The organism is Nonomuraea sp. NPDC050227 (assembly GCF_044459705.1).
GTDB lineage: Bacteria > Actinomycetota > Actinomycetes > Streptosporangiales > Streptosporangiaceae > Nonomuraea.
In genome coordinates this window covers 244,255-266,045 of record NZ_JBITJF010000010.1, presented here as the reverse complement: position 1 = coordinate 266,045, position 21,791 = coordinate 244,255, and the positions used below count along the sequence as shown (strand labels likewise).

The 21,791-nt window shown below is 71.7% G+C and carries 21 protein-coding genes; 7 read left to right on the top strand and 14 right to left on the bottom strand.

Annotated features, from left to right (window positions below):
- The first annotated feature begins 44 nt into the window (after positions 1 to 44).
- Together ACIBK9_RS34750 and ACIBK9_RS34745 are read left to right on the top strand one after the other, a co-directional pair.
- Positions 45 to 2,030: a right-handed parallel beta-helix repeat-containing protein gene (locus ACIBK9_RS34750; protein WP_397162829.1), complete on the top strand. Its 1,986-nt coding sequence runs from the start codon at positions 45 to 47 to the stop codon at positions 2,028 to 2,030.
- Positions 2,031 to 2,161: 131 nt separating this feature from the next.
- Entirely contained in the window at positions 2,162 to 2,782 is a 621-nt protein-coding gene (locus ACIBK9_RS34745) for a DsbA family protein (protein ID WP_397162827.1), read from the top strand.
- 14 nt (positions 2,783 to 2,796) lie between these two features.
- Here the strand turns inward: ACIBK9_RS34745 and lgt are convergent, their stop codons facing one another.
- Positions 2,797 to 3,633: a prolipoprotein diacylglyceryl transferase gene (gene lgt, locus ACIBK9_RS34740; protein ID WP_397162826.1), complete on the bottom strand. Its 837-nt coding sequence runs from the start codon at positions 3,631 to 3,633 to the stop codon at positions 2,797 to 2,799.
- A 330-nt stretch (positions 3,634 to 3,963) separates the two neighbouring features.
- Between lgt and ACIBK9_RS34735 the strand changes: the two genes are divergently transcribed.
- Positions 3,964 to 4,203, top strand: a complete 240-nt coding sequence (locus ACIBK9_RS34735) for a hypothetical protein (RefSeq protein WP_397162825.1) — start codon at positions 3,964 to 3,966, stop codon at positions 4,201 to 4,203.
- Here the strand turns inward: ACIBK9_RS34735 and ACIBK9_RS34730 are convergent.
- A complete protein-coding gene (locus ACIBK9_RS34730) occupies positions 4,166 to 5,320 on the bottom strand; it encodes a serine hydrolase domain-containing protein (RefSeq protein WP_397162823.1) in 1,155 nt (384 codons plus the stop codon). The genes ACIBK9_RS34735 and ACIBK9_RS34730 overlap by 38 nt on opposite strands.
- Positions 5,321 to 5,449: 129 nt before the next feature.
- Positions 5,450 to 6,619, bottom strand: a complete 1,170-nt coding sequence (locus ACIBK9_RS34725) for a cytochrome P450 (protein ID WP_397162821.1) — start codon at positions 6,617 to 6,619, stop codon at positions 5,450 to 5,452.
- 96 nt (positions 6,620 to 6,715) lie between these two features.
- Between ACIBK9_RS34725 and ACIBK9_RS34720 the strand changes: the two genes are divergently transcribed.
- Positions 6,716 to 7,342: a TetR/AcrR family transcriptional regulator gene (locus ACIBK9_RS34720; protein WP_397162819.1), complete on the top strand. Its 627-nt coding sequence runs from the start codon at positions 6,716 to 6,718 to the stop codon at positions 7,340 to 7,342.
- Positions 7,343 to 7,426: 84 nt separating this feature from the next.
- On the opposite strand, the gene ACIBK9_RS34715 is transcribed toward ACIBK9_RS34720, so the two are convergent.
- From ACIBK9_RS34715 to ACIBK9_RS34700, 4 genes are all read right to left on the bottom strand, one after another.
- The gene (locus ACIBK9_RS34715) at positions 7,427 to 8,956 is read right to left on the bottom strand and encodes an FAD-dependent monooxygenase (RefSeq protein WP_397162818.1); all 1,530 of its coding nucleotides are present in this window, start codon (positions 8,954 to 8,956) and stop codon (positions 7,427 to 7,429) included.
- A gap of 36 nt (positions 8,957 to 8,992) precedes the next feature.
- A complete protein-coding gene (locus ACIBK9_RS34710) occupies positions 8,993 to 9,586 on the bottom strand; it encodes an erythromycin esterase family protein (RefSeq protein WP_397162816.1) in 594 nt (197 codons plus the stop codon).
- Positions 9,546 to 10,253 (bottom strand): erythromycin esterase family protein, encoded by a 708-nt coding sequence (locus tag ACIBK9_RS34705; protein WP_397162814.1) that lies wholly within the window; start codon positions 10,251 to 10,253, stop codon positions 9,546 to 9,548. The genes ACIBK9_RS34710 and ACIBK9_RS34705 overlap by 41 nt, the downstream gene beginning before the upstream one ends.
- A gap of 98 nt (positions 10,254 to 10,351) precedes the next feature.
- A complete protein-coding gene (locus ACIBK9_RS34700) occupies positions 10,352 to 10,996 on the bottom strand; it encodes a CatB-related O-acetyltransferase (RefSeq protein WP_397162812.1) in 645 nt (214 codons plus the stop codon).
- A 237-nt stretch (positions 10,997 to 11,233) separates the two neighbouring features.
- On the opposite strand from ACIBK9_RS34700, the gene ACIBK9_RS34695 reads away from it, so the two are divergent.
- Together ACIBK9_RS34695 and ACIBK9_RS34690 are read left to right on the top strand one after the other, a co-directional pair.
- Entirely contained in the window at positions 11,234 to 12,169 is a 936-nt protein-coding gene (locus ACIBK9_RS34695; RefSeq protein WP_397162810.1) for a GNAT family N-acetyltransferase, read from the top strand.
- Between the two features lie 115 nt (positions 12,170 to 12,284).
- Positions 12,285 to 12,872 carry a TetR/AcrR family transcriptional regulator gene (locus tag ACIBK9_RS34690; protein WP_397162808.1) on the top strand — a complete coding sequence of 196 codons (588 nt, stop codon included), beginning with the start codon at positions 12,285 to 12,287 and terminating at the stop codon, positions 12,870 to 12,872.
- Positions 12,873 to 12,972: 100 nt separating this feature from the next.
- Here the strand turns inward: ACIBK9_RS34690 and ACIBK9_RS34685 are convergent, their stop codons facing one another.
- From ACIBK9_RS34685 to ACIBK9_RS34675, 3 genes are all read right to left on the bottom strand, one after another.
- Positions 12,973 to 13,932: a CU044_5270 family protein gene (locus tag ACIBK9_RS34685; RefSeq protein ID WP_397162807.1), complete on the bottom strand. Its 960-nt coding sequence runs from the start codon at positions 13,930 to 13,932 to the stop codon at positions 12,973 to 12,975.
- The gene (locus ACIBK9_RS34680; RefSeq protein WP_358296987.1) at positions 13,929 to 14,507 is read right to left on the bottom strand and encodes an RNA polymerase sigma factor; all 579 of its coding nucleotides are present in this window, start codon (positions 14,505 to 14,507) and stop codon (positions 13,929 to 13,931) included. Before ACIBK9_RS34680 ends, ACIBK9_RS34685 begins: the two co-directional genes overlap by 4 nt.
- Positions 14,508 to 14,748: 241 nt before the next feature.
- Positions 14,749 to 16,173, bottom strand: coding sequence for an amidase (locus ACIBK9_RS34675; RefSeq protein WP_397162805.1), 1,425 nt, complete (start codon positions 16,171 to 16,173; stop codon positions 14,749 to 14,751).
- Between the two features lie 568 nt (positions 16,174 to 16,741).
- Between ACIBK9_RS34675 and ACIBK9_RS34670 the strand changes: the two genes are divergently transcribed.
- The gene (locus ACIBK9_RS34670) at positions 16,742 to 17,635 is read left to right on the top strand and encodes a Gfo/Idh/MocA family protein (protein WP_397162803.1); all 894 of its coding nucleotides are present in this window, start codon (positions 16,742 to 16,744) and stop codon (positions 17,633 to 17,635) included.
- 256 nt (positions 17,636 to 17,891) lie between these two features.
- Here ACIBK9_RS34670 and ACIBK9_RS34665 read toward each other — a convergent pair whose 3' ends face one another.
- From ACIBK9_RS34665 to ACIBK9_RS34650, 4 genes are read right to left on the bottom strand one after another with little or no spacing between them, the layout of a single operon-like run.
- On the bottom strand, positions 17,892 to 18,848 hold the full coding sequence (locus tag ACIBK9_RS34665) for a class I SAM-dependent methyltransferase (protein WP_397162802.1): 957 nt from the start codon (positions 18,846 to 18,848) through the stop codon (positions 17,892 to 17,894).
- Complete coding sequence (locus ACIBK9_RS34660; RefSeq protein ID WP_397162800.1) at positions 18,803 to 19,633, bottom strand: cysteine hydrolase family protein; 831 nt, start codon at positions 19,631 to 19,633, stop codon at positions 18,803 to 18,805. Before ACIBK9_RS34660 ends, ACIBK9_RS34665 begins: the two co-directional genes overlap by 46 nt.
- Positions 19,630 to 20,700 (bottom strand): isocitrate/isopropylmalate family dehydrogenase, encoded by a 1,071-nt coding sequence (locus ACIBK9_RS34655; protein ID WP_397162798.1) that lies wholly within the window; start codon positions 20,698 to 20,700, stop codon positions 19,630 to 19,632. The genes ACIBK9_RS34660 and ACIBK9_RS34655 overlap by 4 nt, the downstream gene beginning before the upstream one ends.
- A 52-nt stretch (positions 20,701 to 20,752) precedes the next feature.
- A complete protein-coding gene (locus ACIBK9_RS34650; RefSeq protein ID WP_387680491.1) occupies positions 20,753 to 21,283 on the bottom strand; it encodes an EF-hand domain-containing protein in 531 nt (176 codons plus the stop codon).
- Between the last annotated feature and the right edge of the window lie 508 nt (positions 21,284 to 21,791).

Genomic DNA, 21,791 nt, shown 5'->3' with positions numbered 1-21,791 from the left:
TAGTAACTCGGGCGCCCGACCGTCACCTCTCCCCAGGAGTTGCCGTGTTCCGAGTTCTCTTACCGTGCGCCGCGCTGGTCCTGACCTTCGTGGCCGCGCCCGCCCCGGCCTACGCCGCCACCTCCTACTACGTCGACCCCGCAGGGAACGACGCGGCCGACGGGCACTCACCGTCCACCGCGTGGCGGACCCTGGACAAGGTCAACGCCCAGACCTTCCAGCCCGGCGACACCGTCCGCTTCAAGGCGGGCGGGCAGTGGACCGGACGGCTCGCGCCGCGCGGCTCGGGCTCGGCCGGCAGCCCGGTCACCTTCACCTCCTACGGCGCCGGCGCCCGGCCGTCCATCGCCGGCGGCGGCGTCGTGGACGCGGCCGTCAAGCTCGCCGACCTGCACGACGTCGTCCTGGACGGCTTCGAGGTGACCAACACCGGGTCGGGGAGCACGCCGCGCATCGGCATCGCGGTCACCGCGACCGACCTCGGCGCCGTCCCCCGGATCACCGTGCGCGGCAACCACGTGCACGCCATCCAGGGCGCCGCCTCCGGCTCGCAGTCCTCCAACCCGTCGGCGGGCGGGATCATCGTCAGCGCGCTGGGCAAGAACACCGCCACCTACTACCAGGACCTGCTCATCGAGGGCAACGAGGTCGCCGACTCCCGCTCGTACGGGATCGTCACCTGGTCGCAGTGGATGCAGCGCGAAGGCTGGACGTCCCTGTGGAGCGACCTCATGGGCATCCCCGCCGCCGACTACCGGCCCTGGACGCCGAGCACGGGCGTCGTCGTCCGCGGCAACGACGTGCACGACATCTCGGCGGGCGGCATCACCGTCATGCAGGCCCAGGGCGCGCTCATCGAACGCAACCGGGTCGCCAGGACCGCCCAGAACCACGGCAACGTCGGCATCTGGTGGGCCGGGGCCGACGACACCGTCGTCCAGTTCAACGAGGTGTCCGGGACGAAGTACTGGGGCCTGGCCAGCGACGGCAACGCCTTCGACGCCGACGCCTCCGTCCACCGCAGCCTGGTCCAGTACAACTTCAGCCACGACAACGAGGGCGGCTTCTTCATCGCCGTCTCGACCGGCACCGGACCGGCCGAGGCCACCATCCGCTACAACGTCAGCCAGAACGACGCCAACCAGGTCTTCGCCTTCTCCACCAACACCAGGAACATCGACGCCTACAACAACACCATCTGGGTCCCGCTGACGCCGTTCATCCAGAACCATCCGGACCGGGCCTCGTTCAGCCTGGTGAAGGTGTGGAGCAGCTCGGTGAGCAACGTCCGGCTGCGCAACAACGTCATCCACAACGGCGCCAACCTGCCCTACAACGACGGCGGCGCCGTGCAGTACGACCGCAACCTGTACTGGTCCGGGCCGGTCCCCGGCGGCGACCGGGCGGCCCTGTCCGGCAACCCGCTGCTGACCGCGCCCGGCGCCGCCACCACGCTCGCCGACCTGTCCGGCTACCTCCCGACGGCGTCGTCCCCGGTCCTGCGGCAGGGCCTGGAGATCGCCTCCGACGGCGGCCGCGACGTCTCCGGCACGGCCCTGCCCTCGGGCATGCCCGACCTCGGCGCCGTCCAGCGGACGGCGGGCGCGGGCCGGTCCGAGCCGGCCGCGACCGTGACCACCTCCTTCGGCGACGGCCAGAGCACCACCCCCGCCGCCCTCACCGACGGCTGGGACTACACGACCTGGGCCAGCCCGTCCTCCGGCGTCACCTATCCGGGCACCGTCACGCTCACCTTCCCCAACCCCAGGACGGTCGGCGAGGTCGTGCTGGTCACCCACTTCGGCCAGGGCCAGGGCATCACCTCCCTCGACGTCCAGACCTGGGACGGCTCGGCCTGGGTGACCCGGACGGCCGGCGCGGCGATCAGCTGGGCGAGCAACACCGCCACGGTCGAGCGGCGGTCGGTGCCGCTGCCCGCGCCGGTCACCACCACCCAGGTGCGCCTGGTCGTCAAGGCCGCCAACCACACCTGGGGCAACCTGTCCGTCAGCGAGATCACGACCCGCTGAACCCGTCCCCCCATCGAGGCCGCGCCGGGACTCCCGGCGCGGCCTCCCGCCGCCGGGTTGACCTCAAGCGCGGTTGAGATTGCACGATGTCCTGGCCCCCCGACCGCTTCCCCGATCAGGACAGGACGTTCATGAAGCTCGAGATCTACGCCGACGTGCTGTGCCCCTGGTGCTACATCGGCAAGCGACGCCTGTCCCGCGCGCTGGCCGGGCACCCCGCCCGCGACGGCGTCGAGGTCGTCTGGCGCAGCCGCGAACTCGCGCCCGACGAGGGCCGCACCCCCGGCCCGACCGCCGCCGAGGCCATGGCGGGCTGGTGGGGGGAGCAGGCTCCCGCCCGCGTCGCCCACATCCGGGAGGTGGGCGCGGCCGAGGGCCTGGAGCTGAACCTGCACCTGGCCCGGCCGGTGAACACCTTCGACGCCCACCGGCTGGTCAAGCTGGCCGCCGCCCGCGGCCGGGCCGAGGAGATGCTGGAGGCGCTGCTGCACGCGTACCACACCGAAGGGCTCAACGTGGCCGACGCGGAGGTCCTGCGGCGGCTGGCCGCTCAGGCCGGGCTGGACGGCGCGGAGGCGCGCGCCGTCCTGGCCGGCGACGAGTACGCCGAGCAGGTGCGCGCCGACCGGCGCCGCGCGGCCGAGTACGGCGTCACCGGGGTGCCCAGCCTGGTGATCGACGGCCGTCCGCCGGTCTCCGGGGTCCAGCCGGTCGCCGACCTGCGACGGCTGCTCGGCGCCCCGACCGGCTGACGCCGTCCTGGCCGTCAGGCGCTGTGCTCCAGGGCCGGTTCGTTCTCCTTGCGGCGAGTCGCCCAGAGGAAGATCAGCGCACCGGCGAACAGCACGATCGAGGTCCACTGGTTGATCCGCAGGCCCAGCAGCGTCACCGCGTGGTCCACGCCGCCGACCGGGTCGATGCGCAGCCCCTCGATCCAGAACCGTCCGGCGGTGTAACCGGCGACGTAGAGGGCGAACAGCCGGCCGCGGTCCGGCCGCAGCCGCCGGCCGGCCAGGATCAGCGCGAAGCCGAGGGCCACGTTCCACAGGGACTCGTACAGGAACGCCGGGTGGTAGAGCGTGCCCGGCAGGCCGCCGTGCGCCTGGTCGATCTCCAGGCCCCACGGCAGGGTGGTCGGGCTGCCGTACAGCTCCTGGTTGAACCAGTTGCCCCACCGGGCGATGGCCTGCCCGAACGCGATGCCGGGCGCGATCGTGTCGGCCACCGGCCCGAGCGGCACCCCGCGGCGGCGGCAGGCCAGCCACACGCCCACGCCGCCCAGGGCGACCGCCCCCCAGATGCCGAGCCCGCCCTCCCAGACGAACAGCGCCTGGTACGGCTCCTTGATCGCGCGCGGGCCGAAGTAGGTCTGCCAGTCGACGAGGACGTGGTACAGACGGCCGCCGACCAGCCCGAAGATGACCGCGGGCATCGCGATGTCGCCGATCGTGCCCCGCTCGCCGCCGCGGGCGCGCCAGCGGCGCTCGCTCAGCCAGATGCCGAACGCGATGGCGACGATGAAGCACAACGCGTAGGCCCGGATCGGGACGAATCCGAGATGCCAGACCCCCTGGGAAGGGCTGGGAATCGAGGCGAGGGGCATGCCGGTGACGCTAGCCGACCGGCGGCCCCGAGGCCGTGCCCGTGACCTGATCGCGAGCCATCCGCGACCACCCCGCGAGCAACCCCGACGGCCTGCTCTCTATCCGGACGTAAGGAATCTACGTTGTAAAGGCGTCGGACTGCTCGCTTCGTACGCTCCCCAGGAGTACAGCCCCAGACCAACCACCAGATCCTGCCCCTCACGGACACCACCGTCCTCGCGGCGATCACCGGCCCCTGGACCGTCGAGCACCTGGTCAAGCTGAACGAAGCCCTGCGGCTCGTCCCCGCCCCCGACCGGTCCGCGCTGCGCGGCATCGAGATCCAGCGGGTGCGGGAGTTCGCCGGCGCGGACGGGCTCTCGGGCGCCGGCGCCAAGGCCGAGTACAACGCCCTGCTCGACGCGATCGTGAAGGCCCAGGAGTGGATCGAGGCCGGCGAGAAGGGCCTCTACCAGCAGGAGAGCGCCTTCGAGCAGCTCAAGCGGGACGTGACCCCGCGTCCGGTCACGGCGGGCGGCGGCAGGGGCTCGGTCACGCACGGCTGCCGCCTCTGCTGCGAGGACCCATGACCTGCCGGCTGAAGGCGGCCAGGGCGGCGTCGATAGGATGGGGCCGGGGCCTGCCCGACGCATCCGGCCTGTTCCATCTCGCCAGGTTCGTCGTGATGGACATCTGCCGCCTGCCGTCGTCGCGGGTCAGCGACATCGTCGTGGCTCCCCAGACCGTGCCGCCGTGGCCCCAGCAGGTGCCGCCTCCCGGGATCTCGACCTTCTGCAGGCCGAGGCCGTAGTCGATGATCTCCCCGGTGTGGGCGCGGACCGGGACCGTGCGGTGCATCTCCGCCAGCATGGACAGGCCGACGATCTCGCCGCAGAGCAGCAGGCCGTAGAAGGTGTTGAGGTCCTCCATGGTGGACACCAGGGAGGCCGCCGTCCGCACCCAGGACATGTCGTACACGCTGTAGTCGCGGGGCGGATCGATCATGCCGAAGAACGACTCGTAGATCCGCGGGTGCGGTTGCTCGATCCTCGGCCCACCGGGGAAGGCGGTGTTGCGCAGCCCGGCGCGTTCGATGACGTGCCGGGTGACGTACCCCTCGGCCGTGGCGCCGGTCACGTGCTCCAGCAGCCGGCCGAGGATCATGTAGTTGGTGTTGGAGTAGACGCCGGGAGAGCCGCCGGGCTCGCCGGTCGGAGGCGCCGCGAGCCCCATCCTGATCAGCTCGGCCGGCGGGAAGTACGTGAACCGGTTGCCGTCCAGGCTGTCCGGCGAGACGTCCGGCAGGGACGGGAATCCGCCCAGTGACGGGAACGCGGCGGGAAGGTACTCGGCGATGCCGCTGGTGTGGTTGAGCAGCATCCGGACGGTGATGCGCTGCCCGCGCCCGCCCGGCACCAGCCGGGGCAGGTAGCGGCCGATCGGCGCGTCGAGCTGGAGGTCGCCCCGCTCGGCCCGCTGCAGGACGGCGGCCGCGACGAAGGTCTTGGTGATGCTGCCGACCCGTTGCGCCATCCCGGGCTCGACGGGACGGCCGGTCTCCAGGTCGGCGACCCCGGCGGCGCCCTGCCACACCCGGCCGCCGTCGCGCACCTCGGCGTACACGCCCGGCACGCCCGCGCGGCGCACGCCGTCCAGCGCGGAACCCAGGACCTCCGACCTCTCCCGGTCATTCACTGCTGATCTCATGCCCGCCATGATGGTCGCGCCGCCGCCCGGGGGCGTCCTGCCGGCGGAGTGACCTGCCGCTACCGCCAGGGGACCAGTGCGCGGCCGGCTACGACGCCGGGAGTAGTCCGGGCCGGTCCACGGAGTCCGTCACCAGGTGACGGGCAGCCTCTCCAGGCCCGATCCGCGCGTGGTGGTCAGTTCGCCGGCCGGTGCGGCCAGGGTGAGCGTGGGGATGCGGGTGAACAGGGCGCGGAAGGCCGTCTCCAGCTCGGCGCGGGCCAGGTTCTGCCCGAGGCACTGGTGGGCGCCGTGGCCGAAGGTGAGGTGTCGTCCGGCGGGCCGCCGCACGTCCAGCTCCAGGGGGCGGTCGAGCAGCGCCTCGTCGCGGTTGGCGACGGAGGTGACGATCAGCACGCCGTCGCCTTCGAGGATGAGCTGCCCGCCGATCTCGACGTCCTCGATCGCCACCCGGGGGAGCGTGCCCTCGCTGGCGACGTACCGCAGGAGCTCCTCCACGACGCCGGGCCACCCGAGCGTGCCGTCGCGTGCGGCGGAGAGCTGCCCGGGGTGTTCGAGCAGCGCGAGTGTGCCCAGCGAGATCATGCTGGAGGTGGTGACGTGGCCGGCGATCAGCAGGACGAGCGCCAGCCCGGTGACCTCGTCCAGGTCGGTCGCGCCCTGCTCGGCCTGATGGGCGAGCAGGGCGTCGATCAGGCCGTCGCCGGGGGCCGACTGCTTGGCCCGCACGAGGGCTTCGAGGTAGCGGCCGAGTTCCGCCATGGCCGCCGGGGCCTGCTCGGCGTCGTGCCGGAGCCTGGCCTGTCGCTCGAAGAAGGCATGGTCCTCGTACGGGACGCCGAGGAGCTCGCAGATCGCCAGCGAGGGCACCGGCAGGGCGAAGCCGGCCACCAGGTCGGCGGGCGGCCCGGCGGTCAGTAGGGCGTCGAGCCGCTCGTGCACGAGGTGTTCGAGCCGGGGACGCAGCGCCGTGACGCGCCTGACGGTGAACGCGGAGATCAGCGCTCTGCGCTGTCGCTGGTGCTCCTTCCCTTCGGCGCCGAGCAACATCGGCCGGGTGCGCGGGCCGGGTGGGAACGGAAGCGGCAGGGGCGAGCCGGGGTGCGCGCGGTCGGCGGTCAGCCGGGGGTCGGCCAGCAGGGCGCGGCCCTCGGCGTATCCGGTCACCGCCCATGCCTGGCGCCCGTCGGGCAGCCGGACCTTCGTGACAGGGCCTGGGCCGTGGCCGTCGGCCGGGAGGTACGGGCAGGACTTGACGGTCGGCAGGCCGGGGAGGCCGCCGGCGGCGGGTTCCGTCATGATCTGCCGATCCTCCATAAGATGCACAACGTATCTAATTGCACCCTCGCACGCTAGCACAGATAAGATTCGAAGTGCATCTTAAGGAGTGGTCCGATGACGCCCACGCGCCGACGGGGACAGCGACTGGACGACGCCATCCTCGACGCGACCTGGCAGATCCTGCACGAGGCCGGATACGCCAGGCTGACGTTCGAGGCGGTCGCGGCGGCGGCCGGCACCAGCCGCCCGGTGCTCAGCCGGCGCTGGCCCACCCGGGCCGAGCTCGCGCTCGCGGCCATGGAACGCGCGGCGCCGCCCGTCGCCGCGGTGCCGGACACCGGCGGCCTGCGCCCGGACCTGATCGACCTGCTGCGGGAGGCCGTCAACGGGTTCGGCGCCGTCCGCGGCGAGGTGCTGGCCGGGTTGCTCGCGGAAACGGCCCGCGACCCGGACGCCGCCGCCGCGGTGCGCGCGTGGATCGCACGCTCCACGACCCGGCACGCGATGGCCGCCGTCCTGGCGCGCGCCGCGGAGCGCGGCGAGATCCCCACCGCCGACCTTTCTGCCCGGGTGCTCCGGCTGCCCTTCGACCTGGCACGCAACGAGGTGATCCTGGGCGGCCTGCCGCTCGCCGACGACGTGATCGCCTCCATCGTCGACGACGTCGTCCTCCCGCTCGTCGGCGCGGCCGGGCGGGAGCGGCCGGCGTCCGCGACCGCGAGCGGGTCACCGGATTCCTGATCCGCTGGTTCCAGTGGCCCCTGACCGTGGCCCTCTACCCGACCGGTACGGACCTGCCCGCATCCGGTCGGCTTCCGGTCCACGTCAGGGGGTGCCGAACCAGACGGAGAGTGCTTCGTGCAGCGCCGGTACGGCGGTGTCGGCGGGTTCGTCGACGGATGCGGCCCAGGCGACGTGCGCGTCGGGGCGGATCAGCAGGGCGTCGGACGGTCGCCGGTCGGTCCTGGCGGTGTGGACGTCGACGCGCTGCCCCCAGGCGCGGGCGGCCTCGCGAAGGTCGGCGCGGTCGGCGAGGTCGAGGAGGACGGGCCTGGCGGGGTGCAGGAGTTCGGCGACGCAGGTGGTTCCCTGGCCGGTGTGCAGCGGGAGGTCGGGTGCGAACGTCCCGGCCAGGGGGTGGGGGTTCGGGCCGGGCATCGGGTAGCGGATGTCGGCGCCGGCGACCATGGATCCCATGCGCCGCAACGGCTGCTCGTCGGTGAGCAGCTCCTGGACCATCTCACGGAGCGCTTCGGCGGCCGCGTCGTGCCCGCGTCGCAGCGCGACCTGGGCGCGGGTGTGCAGCATGGTGCGGGCGCCGGCGAGGTGGCGTTCGGCGTGGTAGGTGTCCAGCAGGCCGTCCGGCGCCCGGCCGTGCAGGTCGGCGGCCAGTTTCCAGGCCAGGTTGACCGCGTCCAGCAGGCCGGCGTTGAGCGCCACGCCGGTGGCGGGGAACAGGTGCGCCGCGTCCCCGGCCAGCAGGATGCGCCCGGCCCGGTAGCGCTCGGCCTGGCGGGCCTTGAAGGTGAAGCGCGACAGCCGTGTCGATCCCGCAGGTGGCAGGTGCACGCCGAGCACGCGGCGCATGCTGTCCTGCAGTTCGGTCAGGGTCATCGGGACGTCGTCGTCGTAGTCGGTGGTCTCGTCCTCGATGGTGTAGAGGGAGACGCTCCGGGCGCCGGGTGAGGAGCCGAGGCCGAACAGGCCGTGGTCGGTGCGGGTGAAACCGGCGCGGATCACGCCGAAGCCGGGGACGTCGAGATCGCCGTTGCCGAGCACGCTGACCTCGTCGGTCAGGGTGACCTGGGCCAGCCGGTTGACCTCGGGGTAGACGGTGCCGGGGAAGCCGATGCCGGCCCAGTCCCGGACGCGGCTGCGCGCGCCGTCGCAGCCGACCAGGTAGCGGGCGCTGACCCGGTACTGTCCGTCCGGGCCCCGCACGTCCACCCTCACCCCGGCGTCGTCCTGGTTCACGCCGGTCACCTCGTGCCCGCGGTGTACGTCCACGCCGAGCTCGCCGGCGCGTTCGTCGAGCAGCCGTTCCAGGTGCTGCTGCGGGAGCGGCAGCGCGTGCAGCGGCGGGTCCGCCAGCCGGGTGAAGTCCAGGTGCACCCCGCCGAACGGGAACCGGGGTGCCGGGGCGGGGCCGGGGCAGGCAGCCTGGAAGCGCTCCAGCAGGCCCCGGTAGCGCAGCAGCTCCAAAATCTGGCCGCCGAGGCCGCCGGCCTTGGGGGTGTCGCGGCGGTTCGGGTGCCGCTCCAGCACCAGCGGCCGCACCCCGGCCAGGCTCAGTTCGATCGCCAGCATGAGGCCGGCCGGTCCGGCTCCCGCAATGATCACGTCGGCGTTCTTCATCGGTCACTTTCCTTACGATCTGTCGCGTGTCGGGTTTCAGAGGTCGGCGACGGTGGAGGTCGGGGTGTTGAGGACGCCGTCGAACGCCTCCAGGACGGGGGTGTGCACGTAGGCGCCCTGGATCCGGATGCGGTCGGGACCGGCGATCCCGTGCGCCTGGCGCAGGTCGGCGATGCTGAGCCCGAGCCCGGCCTCGGCGAAGGCGGCCTCGACGCTGCCCGGCTCGGGCGGCTGCAGCGCGGTGTCGTCGATGGCGAAGCCGAAGCGCGCGTTCTCGTCGGGGCGCATGTCGGCGGTGTGTCCGGCGGGGCTGGTCAGGGCGAGGGCGACGTAGTCGTCGCCCAGGCGGTTGTGCAGGTGCTGCCCCATGGGCAGCCCCGTGAGCCGGCCGTTGAAGGAGACCGGCGTCTTCTGGATGTGGGCGTTGTGGGCGGCCAGCACGATGCGGGCCTCGGGACCGGAACGTTCCAGGTGCCACTGCACCGACCCGGCCATGTAGACGTCCCTGGCCGAGGTGTCGGCGGTCAGGCCGGTGCCGGCGTACAGACCGGCCATGGCGCGAAAGCCGTAGTCGGCGCTGCAGGCGGCCTCAAGGCGGCGCAGGGCGAGGTCGTAGCGGCCGGTCGGCACGGGAGAGGTACAACACCTCCACGGCGCGAAAGCGTATGAGCAGCCGCATCAGGATCGCGCTGAGGGCGTCCTGCTCGGCGGTTGCCAGGCGGGTCCAGGCCGGCGCGGCCGAGGCCGCGGAGGCGCCGGCGAACGACCCGGCGATCCGCATCGCCTCCTCGATCACCGGGAGGGTCTCGGGATCGACCTGGCGCAGGTAGTCGGCGACCGGGGCCAGGGCGGGAAGCAGGGACCCGCCGGCCGCCGGGATGTCGATCCCGGCGAAACGCACCGGCTCGGCCGCTGAGGCGTTGTGCCGGCGCATCCAGCGCAGCGGCTCGTCGACCCCGACGGGGATCGCCGTCGCGAGCCGGGCCGCCAGCTCGTCGTCCGTGCCTTCGCCCTGCGCCCAGGCGTCCAGGGGGACGCCCTCGCTGAATCCGTACTCGAAGGCCAGGACGGTGAAGCCGCAGCGCTCGGCCAGGAACCGCAGGATGCGCCGGCGCATGACCGAGAACTCGGTGATGAAGTGGGAATTCTCGCCGACCGCGACGACGCGCGCGTCGCCGACGAGGTCGCGCAACGGCTCCAGGTCGTCGAGCGGAGCCTCGGGGTCGAGGTGGGTGAGCGGGACGGCGTGGCCGCGAAGCCAGTCGGCGAACGGGTCGAGGCGGGACGAAGCGGGCATGAGGACAGCTCGATTCTGATCGTGGAATGGTGAAGGAACGACAGATGGAGGCGCGTGACACCGTGGGCGGAGGCGTCACCGGAGCCCGGTGGCGCGTCCTAGGGCCTGCGGGCCGCCGCTTCCTCCAGCTCCGCGACGCTGCCGGACATGATCGTGGCGACGTGCCGGGTGAGGTGCTGCAGCGGCCAGTCCCACCAGGCCAGCGCGAGGAGGCGGGCGATGTCGGCGTCGCTGTGGCGACGTCGGATGAGCCTGGCCGGATTGCCGCCGACGATGCCGTAGTCGGGCACGTCGTCCACGACCACGGCGCCGGAGGCGATGATCGCTCCGTGGCCGATGCGGACGCCGGGCATCACCGTCGACCGGTAGCCGAGCCAGACGTCGTTGCCGACCACGGTGTCACCCCGTCCGGGCAGGCCGGTGACGAGGCCGAAGTGCTCGGCCCAGGAACCGCCCATAACGGGGAAAGGGAAGGTCGAGGGGCCGTCCATGCGGTGGTTGGCGCCGTTCATGATGAACCGCACGCCCTCACCGAGCGCGCAGAACTTGCCGATGATCAGTTTCTCCGGGCCGTAGTGGTACAGCACGTTGCGGGTCTCGAAGGCGGTCGGATCATCGGCGTCGTCGTAGTAGGAGAACTCGCCGACGTCGATCAGCGGTGAGGTGACCAGGGGCTTGAGCAGCACGACCCGGGGCTGATCGGGCATGGGGTGCAGCACGGTCGGGTCAGGGGGGACGGGCATCACGCGATCGTCTTCTTCTCGTGAGGTGGCGATGGTGTGGTCGGGCCTTACTCTTCTTATGTGTACGGAACGTTCCGTACCGATAGGATGATGTCCAAGGCGGACGTCCGCTGTCAAGTACGGAACGTTCCGTACCGATATGGTGTCCCCGGAACCGGCACGCCGGGTGCGGGACGACCGAGATGTCCCGCACCGAACGGGCGCCCACCGGGCCCGCTTCCACTTTCTGGAGGATCTGTGATTTTTCGTCCCGCGGTCGAGGGTGATCTCGACCGTCTGCTCGGCTGCGTCGTCGATGAGGGCATCAGCTGGGCCCACCCTGACCGGCTGCTGTCCTTCGTCGAATCCGGCAACTACCGCCACGCGTGGATCTGGATCGCCGAGGAGAACGGCGAGATCCTGGCCCGCGCCGTGTGGTGGGGTTCGCCCGACGCCGGCAAGCCTCTCGCGCTGGACTGCCTCTACGTCCACCCCTCGGTCGACGACCCCATCGGCCTGGCCGCCGACCTGCTCGCTCACGCCCACGCCGCCTACGACGACCAGCCCGCCTACCACGTGTTCGTCTCCAACGGCTGGCGCGACGACCCCACGTCCGCGGCCGCGATCGCCTGGCGCCGGACGGCCGCGGGCCGCGCGGGACTGACCGAGGAACTGGAACGGCTGCGCTACGAGTGGACCGCCGAAGCCGAGGCGCCCAAGTCGTCGGGCCGGCTGGAGTTCCGCGGCGAGGACGACGACGAGATGTTCGTCGAGGCGTTCCGCCGGGTGGCCGTCGGCACGCTCGACCACCACACCCGCGAAGCCCTGGTCACCATGGACCCGGACGCGCAGGCGCGCCAGGACGTCGCCGGCTACCGCTCCATGCCCGGCGACCGCTCCTGGTGGCGCCTGGCCTACACCGCGGACGGCGAGCTGGCCGGGGTCGCGCTGCCGTCGGCGAACGGCGGCGGCCCGGTGGTCGGCTACCTCGGGGTGGTGCCCGAGCACCGCGGCCGGGGCTACGTGAACGACCTGCTCGGCGAGATCACCCGCAACCACGCGGAACGCGGCGTGCAGCGGATCGTCGCCGACACGGACGCGGGCAATGTCCCGATGGCCCGCGCCTTCGAACGCGCCGGCTACCGCAATTTCGCCATCCGCCTGGTCCTGTCCCCACCCCCGTCCCCTACCTGATCGGCCGCTCGGCGCCGGACAAGGCGGGTACGCGCCCAGCCGGACCCCGCGCCGGAGTCCGGGCCCCCGCAGTCCGCCGCCCGTACGGAACGCGCCGTACCGATAAGGTGTCGGCATGACCGACACGCCCCACCGTCGCGGTGCCGACCGGACCGAGGCCATCATGCGGGCCACGCTGGAGCTCGGCCAGGAGATCGGCTACGCCAAACTGAGCATGGAGGCGGTCGCCGCCCGAGCGGGCGCCAGCAAGCAGACCATCTACCGCCGATGGCCGTCCAAGGCAGCCCTGTTGTTCGACTCGCTGTTGTCGGTGAACGGGCCTGCCCTGGACTACCCCGACAGCGGCGACATCGTGGCCGACCTGCGCGCCCAGATCCACTCGGCCGTTGATCTGCTGGCCGGGCCACCCGTCGGCCCGTTGTTCAAGGCCCTGATCGGCGAGGCCCAGCACGATCCCCAGATCGCCGCCGCGCTCAACGAACGCTTCGTCGCCCCACAGGCGGACAAGACCGTCGCCCGCCTGAAGGCGGCCCGCGACCAGGGGCAGCTGTCGCCCGCCTTCGACCTCACCCTGGCGATGGCGATCCTGTCCGGCCCGCTGTACTTCCAGCTCCTGATCACGCAGGAACCACTGACTCATGAGTACGTCGACCGGATCCTCGACGCCCTCTTCACCGGCATCGGCCCCACCCGCGCGTATTGACGTCCCACGTCATCCCGGCGACCTGCCCTGTTCTCCCCGCGGAGTGTAGGGCAGAGAGGGGCGGCCGACGCGGTCCATCTGTCGTCCGCCGGACGCGGGCTCAGGCGCAGCCCTTCCGCTTCACCGACTTGGACCAGGCCGGGAGGACGTCGGTGAGCTGCGGACGGGTGACGGACCACACTTCACGCCCTTGCCCCGGCACGAAGTCCTGCCCGCCCACAAGGACGTAGGAGGTCTTGTCGAAGATGAGCGATTCCCGGGAGACGGTACCCCCGGGCCCCAGGTTGTCCACCCGGGTCACCGCGATGCCCGGCTTGCCGGTGGCGTCCTTGAGCTCCTCCATCTCGATGCCCGGCAGGGTCGCGGCGATCTCGAAGACGGCCGCCTGCTGCCTGGGCGGGACCGGGCTGCCGAGGACGGAGCGGACGCCGTACCAGGTCCGGGTCGCCGTGTCCGTGCCGGCGACCATCTCGTTGCCGAGTTCGGCCAGCTTGCGCCGGAGCTGCTCCCGGTCGACCGGCCACTCGCGCAGGTCGGCGTAGGTGGGACGCCCGAAGCCGCGTTCGGGGCACCGGATCAGGAGCTCCTTGTACTCGCCCCCTCGGGGGACGGTCTTCGCCGGCTTGTGCCAGTGGAGCCCTGTGCGAGAGCCGTCCACGGACTCCCAGACCTCACCCGTGTTGTGCCGTGGAACGACGTTGCGGACCCCCTTCTCGCTGTGCGACTCCGCGATGCGCTCGTAGTGGAGGTACTGGTCGTCGCGGGGTTGCGGCCAGGGCGCGGCGGCCGCGGCCTCGGCCGCCAGCCGCAGGACCTCGGCGGCGCTCGCGGGCGCGGAGGAGTTGACCGTCTGGACGACGATCACGCCCGCGGCCATCGCCGCGACCAGGCCCGCTGCCGGCACCAGACGCCGCAGCCCGGCCTCCCGGAGCCGGAACCGGCGCTTCGTACGGGCCTCGGCCAGGAGCGCGGCACGGGCGGGGGCGAGGCGATCCGCCGTCGGGTACGGCTTGTCGGCGAACAGGTCACGCAGCTCGGTCAGGTCGGTCTGGTCGTTCATGAGGTCTGCTCCATCGTGGGGTCGATGCTGCCGAGGACGTCGCGGACGATGGCCCGCGCGCGGCTGAGGCGGGAACGAACCGTTCCGATCGGGATGGACAGGGCGTTGGCCACCTCCTCGTAGCTGAGGTCGGCCCAGGCCACGAGTAAGAGGACGTCGCGGTCGCGGGCCTTCAGCGAGGCCAGCGCCCGGGCGAGCGGGCGGCGCACGGCCTGCGCGCTCGCCCGCTCAAGTGCTTGTTCGGCGGCGTCGTCCGCGTCGGGCAGCGCGCCCACCTTCGAGTACGCCTTGTAACGATTGATCTCTGCGCGCTGGTGCCGGCGGACGAAGTTGGTCGCGAAGCCGTACAACCAGGGGAGAGCCTCCGGACGGGCGGTGTCGTAGTCCCGGCGCTGCCTGAACGCCGCGAGGAACGTCTCGGAGACGACGTCGTCGGCCGTGTCGTCGCCGAGCCGGCGGGCCACATAACGGTGGATGTGTCCTGCGTGCCGGTCGAACAGCAAGGCGAAGTCCTCGGGATCTCGCCACGACCGTTCGATCAGGGCGGCGTCGGACAGCGTTGTACTGGGCGGCATGTGGTTGAGCCTTTGCAAGGAAGTGGTGTCGCACGTCTTTCACCCGAGCCGGCGATCGAGTTCACGCGAGGCGGCCGTTCGCGGGCACCCCCCCAGCGCGCTCGCGACGGCCCCCGCCACGTCGGCGCGACGGCCCTGGCACCGGCCTGAAAGGGCGGCTACGACCTCGACCGGGCATGACCATGCCCCCGCTCGAAGCCGAGCCGCCCGCACCCACCGCCTCAGAGCGGCCGCCTCCCCGTCACCCGGACAGGCCGCCCGCGAAGATCGGCGGCACCCGGTCCCGCCACGGCATCGCCCGTTCCAGGTACGCGGCGACCTGGAACAGCAGGTCCTCGCGCCCGTAGGCGGCGGCGACCTGCACGCCGATGGGCAGCCCGCCCGCGCTCTGCCCCAGCGGCAGGCTGATCGCCGGTTGCCCGGTGGTGTTGAACAACTGCGTGAACGGCCCGAACCCGGACAACGTCTCCAGCCATCCCCGCAGTGTCTGACCGGGATCGTCGTACCGCAACGTGCCGTGCGGCACCGGCAGACGGCCCAGGGTGGGCGTGACGAGCAGGTCGTACCCGGCGAAGAAGGCCGCCGCCGAACGGGTGATCCGGTTCTGGGCGTCGAAGGCGGCCAGCATGTCCAGCGCGGTGGCCTGCCTGGCCGCCTTCAGGAACTCCCGCGAGACCGCCTCCATCCTGGCCTCGTCGGGCTGCCGTGGCGCGAGCAGGCACGGGGAGGCGACCCCGACGGCCTCGATGATCCACGCCCTCATGGCGTCCTCCCGGTCGACCGCGGGGCTCGCCTCCTCCACGACGTGCCCCGCCTGCTCCAGCACGCGGGCCGTCGCGACCGCCGCCGCGGCGACCTCCGGGTCCACGTCCGTGCCCATCCAGGAGGTGGTGGTCAGCGCGACCCGCAACCGGCCCGGATCCGTCACGAGCTCCCGCGCGTACGGCCCGCGCGGGGGAGGCGCGGTGTACTTGTCGCCGATCCCCGGCCCGTGGACCGCGTCCAGCAGGCCCGCGGCGTCGCGGACCGTGCGCGTGAGCACGAACTCGTCCGCCATGCCGAGCACCAGTTCGCCGGCGTCCGGGCCGCAGGGGCCGCGCCCACGGCTCAGCTTGAGCCCGACCAGCCCGCAGCAGGCGGCCGGGATGCGGGTCGAGCCGGCGCCGTCGCTGGCGTGCGCGACCGGCACAGCACCGGCCGCCACCAGCGCCGCGGCGCCGCCGCTCGACCCGCCCGCGGTGCGGCCCAGGTCCCAGGGGTTGCGTACGGGCCCGTAGCGCACGGGCTCGGTGGTGAAGCTGACGCACAGCTCGGGCACCGCGGTCAGGCCCAGCGTGACCAGTCCGGCGGCGCGGAACCGCGTCATCAGGTCGGTGTCGCGCCGGGCGAGGACGCCGGGATAGGCCCGGCTGCCCAGCGTGAACGGCACCCCTTCGGCCACCGGCCCGTGATCCTTGATGAGGAACGGCACCCCCGCGAAGGGGCCGTCGGCTGCGTGGTCGAGCGCCGGCGAGAACACCGGCAGCGCCAGGCCGTTCACGTGTTCGTCGACCTGCGCCAGCGCCTGGCGGGCCGCCGCCTCGACCTCGCCGGCGTCGGTCTCGCCCGTCCTGATCAGGTTGCTGAGGCCGGTGGCGTCGTACCTGGCGTACTCATGGATGTCCATGGAAAGTCCTTCTCCGGGCGCGCTCGGGCGCCCGTACGTCGATCGTCTGAGGGAAGAGTCAGAGAGCTGCCGACAAGGGGGCGACGGCTCCTGGGCCGTCCCCCTGCCGGTGATCGACGTGTTCCTACGCTCGGTACATCACCGGCCATGCTCGCAGCGACCGTCCGTCTGGTCCACCGAGTTTTCACCAGGGGCCTCATAGCGGCCCTGCACCTCACTCAAGACGATGACGCCCGCACCGGAGCCCAGGACGGCCGGCCTTAACTGTCCGTCCACGTCGGGCAGCACCCTCATGGACCACGACCGGAAACCACAAGCTACGGGTGGCCCTGCTGCGCGCCCCTGGCCCGCCGTCTCCACGGCCGCTCGCGAACTGGAGACCGAGGAGCGGCTCAGCTCCTGGGGACCGGTCCTTGTGCTTAAGGAATGACTTCGCTGCTGGGGACCAGGAATGGGGTTGCCCTAGTGCCCCTGGAAAGGGTTCGCCCCTGAGGGGACCGGGGCGGTTCCCGTGGTCCTGACATGATGTGGATCATTTCCTGAAATATCGGCCTTTTGGAGGAAAGCTGTGCGCATTGCGCTCGCCGGGCTCGCCACCAGCCATCCGTACACCGACGCCCGCACCCTGGCCCGCCACGCCGAGCTGACCGTCTGGGAGCCCGACGCCGAGCGGCTGCGGCGCTTCACCGAGGAGCATCCCGAGGCGAAGGCGGCGGGCGACCTCGACGAGCTGCTGGCGGGAAACCCGGACGGCGTCGTGCTGACGCTGCCCAACCCGCACGTGCCCGCCGCTCTCGGCCAGGTGCTGGAGACCGGCGTGCCGTGTTTCGTGAACAAGCCCGCCGCCGCGACCAGGGAGCAGCTCGACGCCCTGCGCCGGCTGCCGGTGCACGATCGGGTGATGTCGGGCTCGGTGCTGCGTTTCGCGCCCGCCTTCGCCGAGGTCCGCGCCGACGCGCAGGACGTGCTGTCGGTACGGGCGACGGTCCGGCACGACGTGGGCCAGTGGGCCGACGGCTACAACGCCTGGCAGGACACTCCCGGCGAGGGCGGCGGGACGATGGTGACCATGGGCATCCACGGCGTCGAGCCGCTGGTCGCCCTGCTGGGCCCGGACGTGCGCCTGGTCGGGGCGGCCGGAACCAGACGCCACTACCGGACACTCAGCTCCGAGGACACCGGCGTCCTGGCACTGCAGTGGGCGAACGGGATAGTCGGAACGGTCGAGATCCTGGGCGTCTCGGACGACAACGCCTACATGGTGACCCTCCACGGCCGGCACGGCAGCGAGTCGATCGTGATCGAAAGCGGCCCCGACCCGGTCCACAACCTGGGATACGTCCGGACGATGGAGGCGTTCCTCAGCATGGTGAACGGCGCCCCGAACCCAGTGCCATGGGCCGAAACCCTCGCAATCCTGGACATCCTGATCTCAGCACGAGAACACGCCCCCACCGCCTGAGAACCACCCCGACCATCAACCGCCCCCAGACACCAACCCCCACACCCGCCCCCAGACACCAACCACCAAGCCCCGCCACCGAGCCGAACCAGCGCCCCGGCCCCGAGCCGAACCAGCGCCCCGAAAGCCATACATGGCACCATTCGCGGCCCCGCCACCTGGGCCGCCCCGCTCTCCGACCGTTCGCGGGTCGCGACCGGTCGGGGCAGCCGAGGGGGTCTCGCCGTCTCTTCGCGGCCGGCCCGGGAGCCGGCCGTCAGCAGTCGCGGAACGTGGGGACGGAGACGCCCAAGACGTGGCTCTGTCGTGGTTTGTCGGCGAACACCCAGCGGTTGGTGGCCAAGGCGTCGTCCGGTTCGGGGAGGGGGCCGCGACCGTGCTGACGGGTGAAGTCGAAGGGCGTACGGACGGTGGCGGACCAGCCCCGCCCCCTCAGCAGTCCGATGGAGTCAGGACGCGGCTTCCGGTCGAACAACGCGAGCAGATCCACGCCGATCTGCGCCTTGGTCGCCGCGTAGACCGGGTTGGCGCGGACCGCCGGCGACCCCAGCCCGAGCTTCGCCTCGAACGCCAGGACGCTCCCCTCGGCGCTCAGGACGTCGATGGTCCGCTGAAGCCGCCGTTCGACCTCCGGATCCAGGTAGAGCAGCAGCCCTTCGGCCAGCCAGGCGGTCGGCGCGTTCGCGTCGAAGCCCGCGCCCAGCAGCGCGCCGCCCCAGTCGTCGCCCACGTCGGCCGCGACCACCCGACGCCGTGCCGCCGGGACGCTCCGAACCGGGAAAGGCGGCTCGACGGCGAGCGAGGCGAGCACGTGCTCCTTGAACGCCAGCACACCCGGCCGGTCGATCTCGTACACGACCTGTCCCCGAGGCCAGCCGAGCCGCAGAGCCCGGCTGTCGAGCCCCGCGCCGAGCAGGACGACCTGCCGGATGCCCGCCTTGGCCGCGCGCAGCAGGAAGTCGTCGAGGACCCGGGTACGCAGACCGAAGTAGCGCCCGAGCCTGCCCCACAGAGGGTTGGCGTCGCCGCCGGGCACGTCCTGCGGACGGGTCGGCCAGGCGGCCGAGGCGGCGGAGGCGCGGACGAAGTGCTCGGCGTAGGGGTCGGCGGCCAGGGAGTCGGGGCGGTGGGTCTCGATCGCCCGCGCGGCGGCGACCATGAGCGCGGTCAGGCCGACGCCGCTGTCGATTTCGAGCTGTCGGTTGTCCGGCACGTGCGCTCCTCTCGGGCCGGTCGACCGTCCGCTGACACCGCGGCGGTCTCCTGTTCCGGGATCCACGAGCCGGGGACGTCGTGGGAGCTGAGATGGGCGCCGTAGAGGGCGGCCATGAAGCGCAGGATCTCCGAGTCGGGCAGGTAGCGGCTGGCGGTGCAGTCGGTCAGCACCGTGATGTGGAAGCCCTTCTGGAACGCGGTGCGGGCGGTGCTGTCCACGCAGACGTCGGTGTACAGGCCGGCGAACACCAGGCGGACGATGCCGCGCCCGCGCAGGTGCCGCTCGAAGCCCTCGCTGAGGAAGGCGTCGAAGCAGGCCCACTTGGTGAAGACCGGCTCCCCGGGTGCGGGCTCGACCTTGTGGAACTGCGCGCCCCAGGTGCCTTCGAGGCATTTGAGGGGTTTGCCCTGGGCGAGGTCGCGCCGCCGCCAGCTCGGCCCCTGATGCTCGGCGTCACCGACGAACCGGACGAACACCACGTCCATGCCGCGGGCTCGCGCCGATGCGAGGGCTCTGGCCGTGTTGGCCGCGGCCGTCTCCAGAGCCGCCGGGTCCCCGGCGTAACGAGCACGGGCGGTGGAGCCGGTACAGAAGTCGTTCTGCAGATCGACGACGACCAGAGCCGCACGCTCGGTGACGGGCGGGCGCTCCTCGGCGGCCGGGCCAGCACCTTCCTGGACGGGCGGGTGCTCCTCGGTGATCACGCCGGCGGCACGTTCCTGGTGTTCCCCGCCGACCAGAATGGAACGTTCCTTCTGGGGCTGTGGCTGCTCGTCGGTCATGAGTCCGCCATCGATACCGGCCGGGCCACGGGCTCCAGGGCGTCGAGGAGGGCGTCGACCACGCCGGTGGTGGAGTGGCGTCCGCCGGCGTCAGGGGTGGCGACGCCGTGCCGGTCGAGCGTCATCAGGGCGCGTTCGACCATCCGCACCGCTCCGGCGCACCCCGCGTGCCGCTCGGCGATGGCCGCCGCGGCCCGGACGGTGGCCACCGGGTTGACCCTCCCGGTGCCCGCCAGGTCGTCGGCGGAGCCGTGCACGGTCTGGTACTCGACCAGGCCGCGCGCGTCGGGATGCAGGTAGACGTTCTCGGTGCAGCGGTTCTCCTGCCGCTCGGAGCCGAAGCGGTCGAGCAGCACCACGTGCATGATGTCGGCCCATTCGTTGCCCGCGATGATCACCGTGCGGGGGCGGGGGCCGCGTTCGATGAGGTTGCGGTTGACGGTGTCGGGCTGGAACAGGCTGATCTGCACGCCGTGGCGGGCGGCGCTCTCGGCCACCCACTCGTCGAGCGCGCCGTCGAGCAGGTGGAACTTGTAGGCCATGACGATCTCGTCGATGCGGCCGTCGGGCCACTCCTGGCGCGCCCGGCGCACGGCCAGCGCGATGACCTTCTCGGTGATCTCCCTGCTGAAGGTCATCGTGCGGACGAGCGCGCCGGGAAGGTGCACGTTCTCGCCGGTGTAGAAGCCCTGGGCCTGGTCTCTGACCAGCAGCAGCGACGCCCCGGCCGTGGTGATGGCGTCGACCTTCACCGCCTGCAGGCGCTGGCGGACCAGGTAGAGCGACTGGGCGTTGATCGCCGTACGGAAGACGGCGGGGACGCCGGCGGCCGCCAGCGAGCGGCAGAAGTGCGCGTAGTGGTCGGCGTCCTGCCGCGTGCTCTCGCGGATCTCCTCGGCCTCCGCGCCGGCCTTCAAGGACACGTAGGAGTGATAGATCCGCTCAGAGCGGGTGAGGGCCACCTTCGTGCCGCAGGCGTCGGCGATCCCGGCCAGCACCCGCTCGAAGACGGCCGCGAGCTCGGGGCCCGTCCCCTGGCCGATGGCAAGTCCGATGACTGGTTCCACTACTGCTCCCTTTTCGTCGTCGAAGGCCGGACGCGCCGGCTCGTGGCGGCCGTCAGCTGGACTCTCCGAGCAGGAGGTCGCCCGCGATGTCCGCCTTCTCGGGGCTGTAGTACTCCTTGATGCCCTCGGCCCAGACCGGGACCTTGACCTGGTCGTCCTGGGAGGGGCCGAACGCGTCGAACAGGGTGTTGACGTTGCGCCGCTTGAAGCCGATGGCGGTCATGAGCGCCATGAAATCGGTGCGGTGGATGAGGCCGTCGCCGTCGGGGTCACCCAGCTCGGCCAGCGCCTCGGCGAAGTCGGTCAGCGCGTCGTCGAAGCGTTCGGGGGACAGGACGCACGCGCTGTACTCCTCGAAGCTGATGCGGCCGTCTTTGTCCGAATCGAGTTCCTCGACAAGAGTTGTCCAGTAACGGCGGAAAGCGTCGCTGATCGCGCTCTTGGCGGCTTCCGTGGAACGAGGGGACGCCGCCAATACACGGTTGGCCATACGGTCGAAGTCTTCGGCCTCAAGGTAACCGGTGCCGTCGGCGTCGAACAGGGTGAAGATGAGTTTTACTCGGTCGATGGCCGCGTCTTGCATGCCTGTCACCTTTCTTCGGCGGGGTCCGGGTGCAGACTCTATAACGGAACCTGACGCGTGGGTGACCAGCTCTTTGGCGGCGAGGGAAACGCAAAATCCCGCATTTGGAATAATTCGCCAGAAAGCCTCGCGGGGTGACAAAGGCGGAGAACTCGTGCGATTCCCGGACCCGTCGCGCGCGGGGAGCGCCGGGAAGCTGGGGATATTTCCGGTTATATGGGGATTTGCGACTCCGGCTTCGAGGGCGCTGTGCTTCCGTATCCCGGACGCTAGTTTTTCATGTCTCTGGGTGATGGTGGGGGGAGGACGTCCCGGATGGGGGTAGCCTTATCGGCTTTTTGGTGATTGCGCGCGCTAGGGCGTGTCGCCACCGTCTCGTCCCGGCGCGCTACTATTAATCTACGAAGTAAAGGCGATGCCCGGGCGCAAATATGATCTTGGATCGAACGGCCCGTCGGACCAGCCGGGATCGGCGGTTGGGCGCGATGCTGGGGAAACGTCCCCTCAC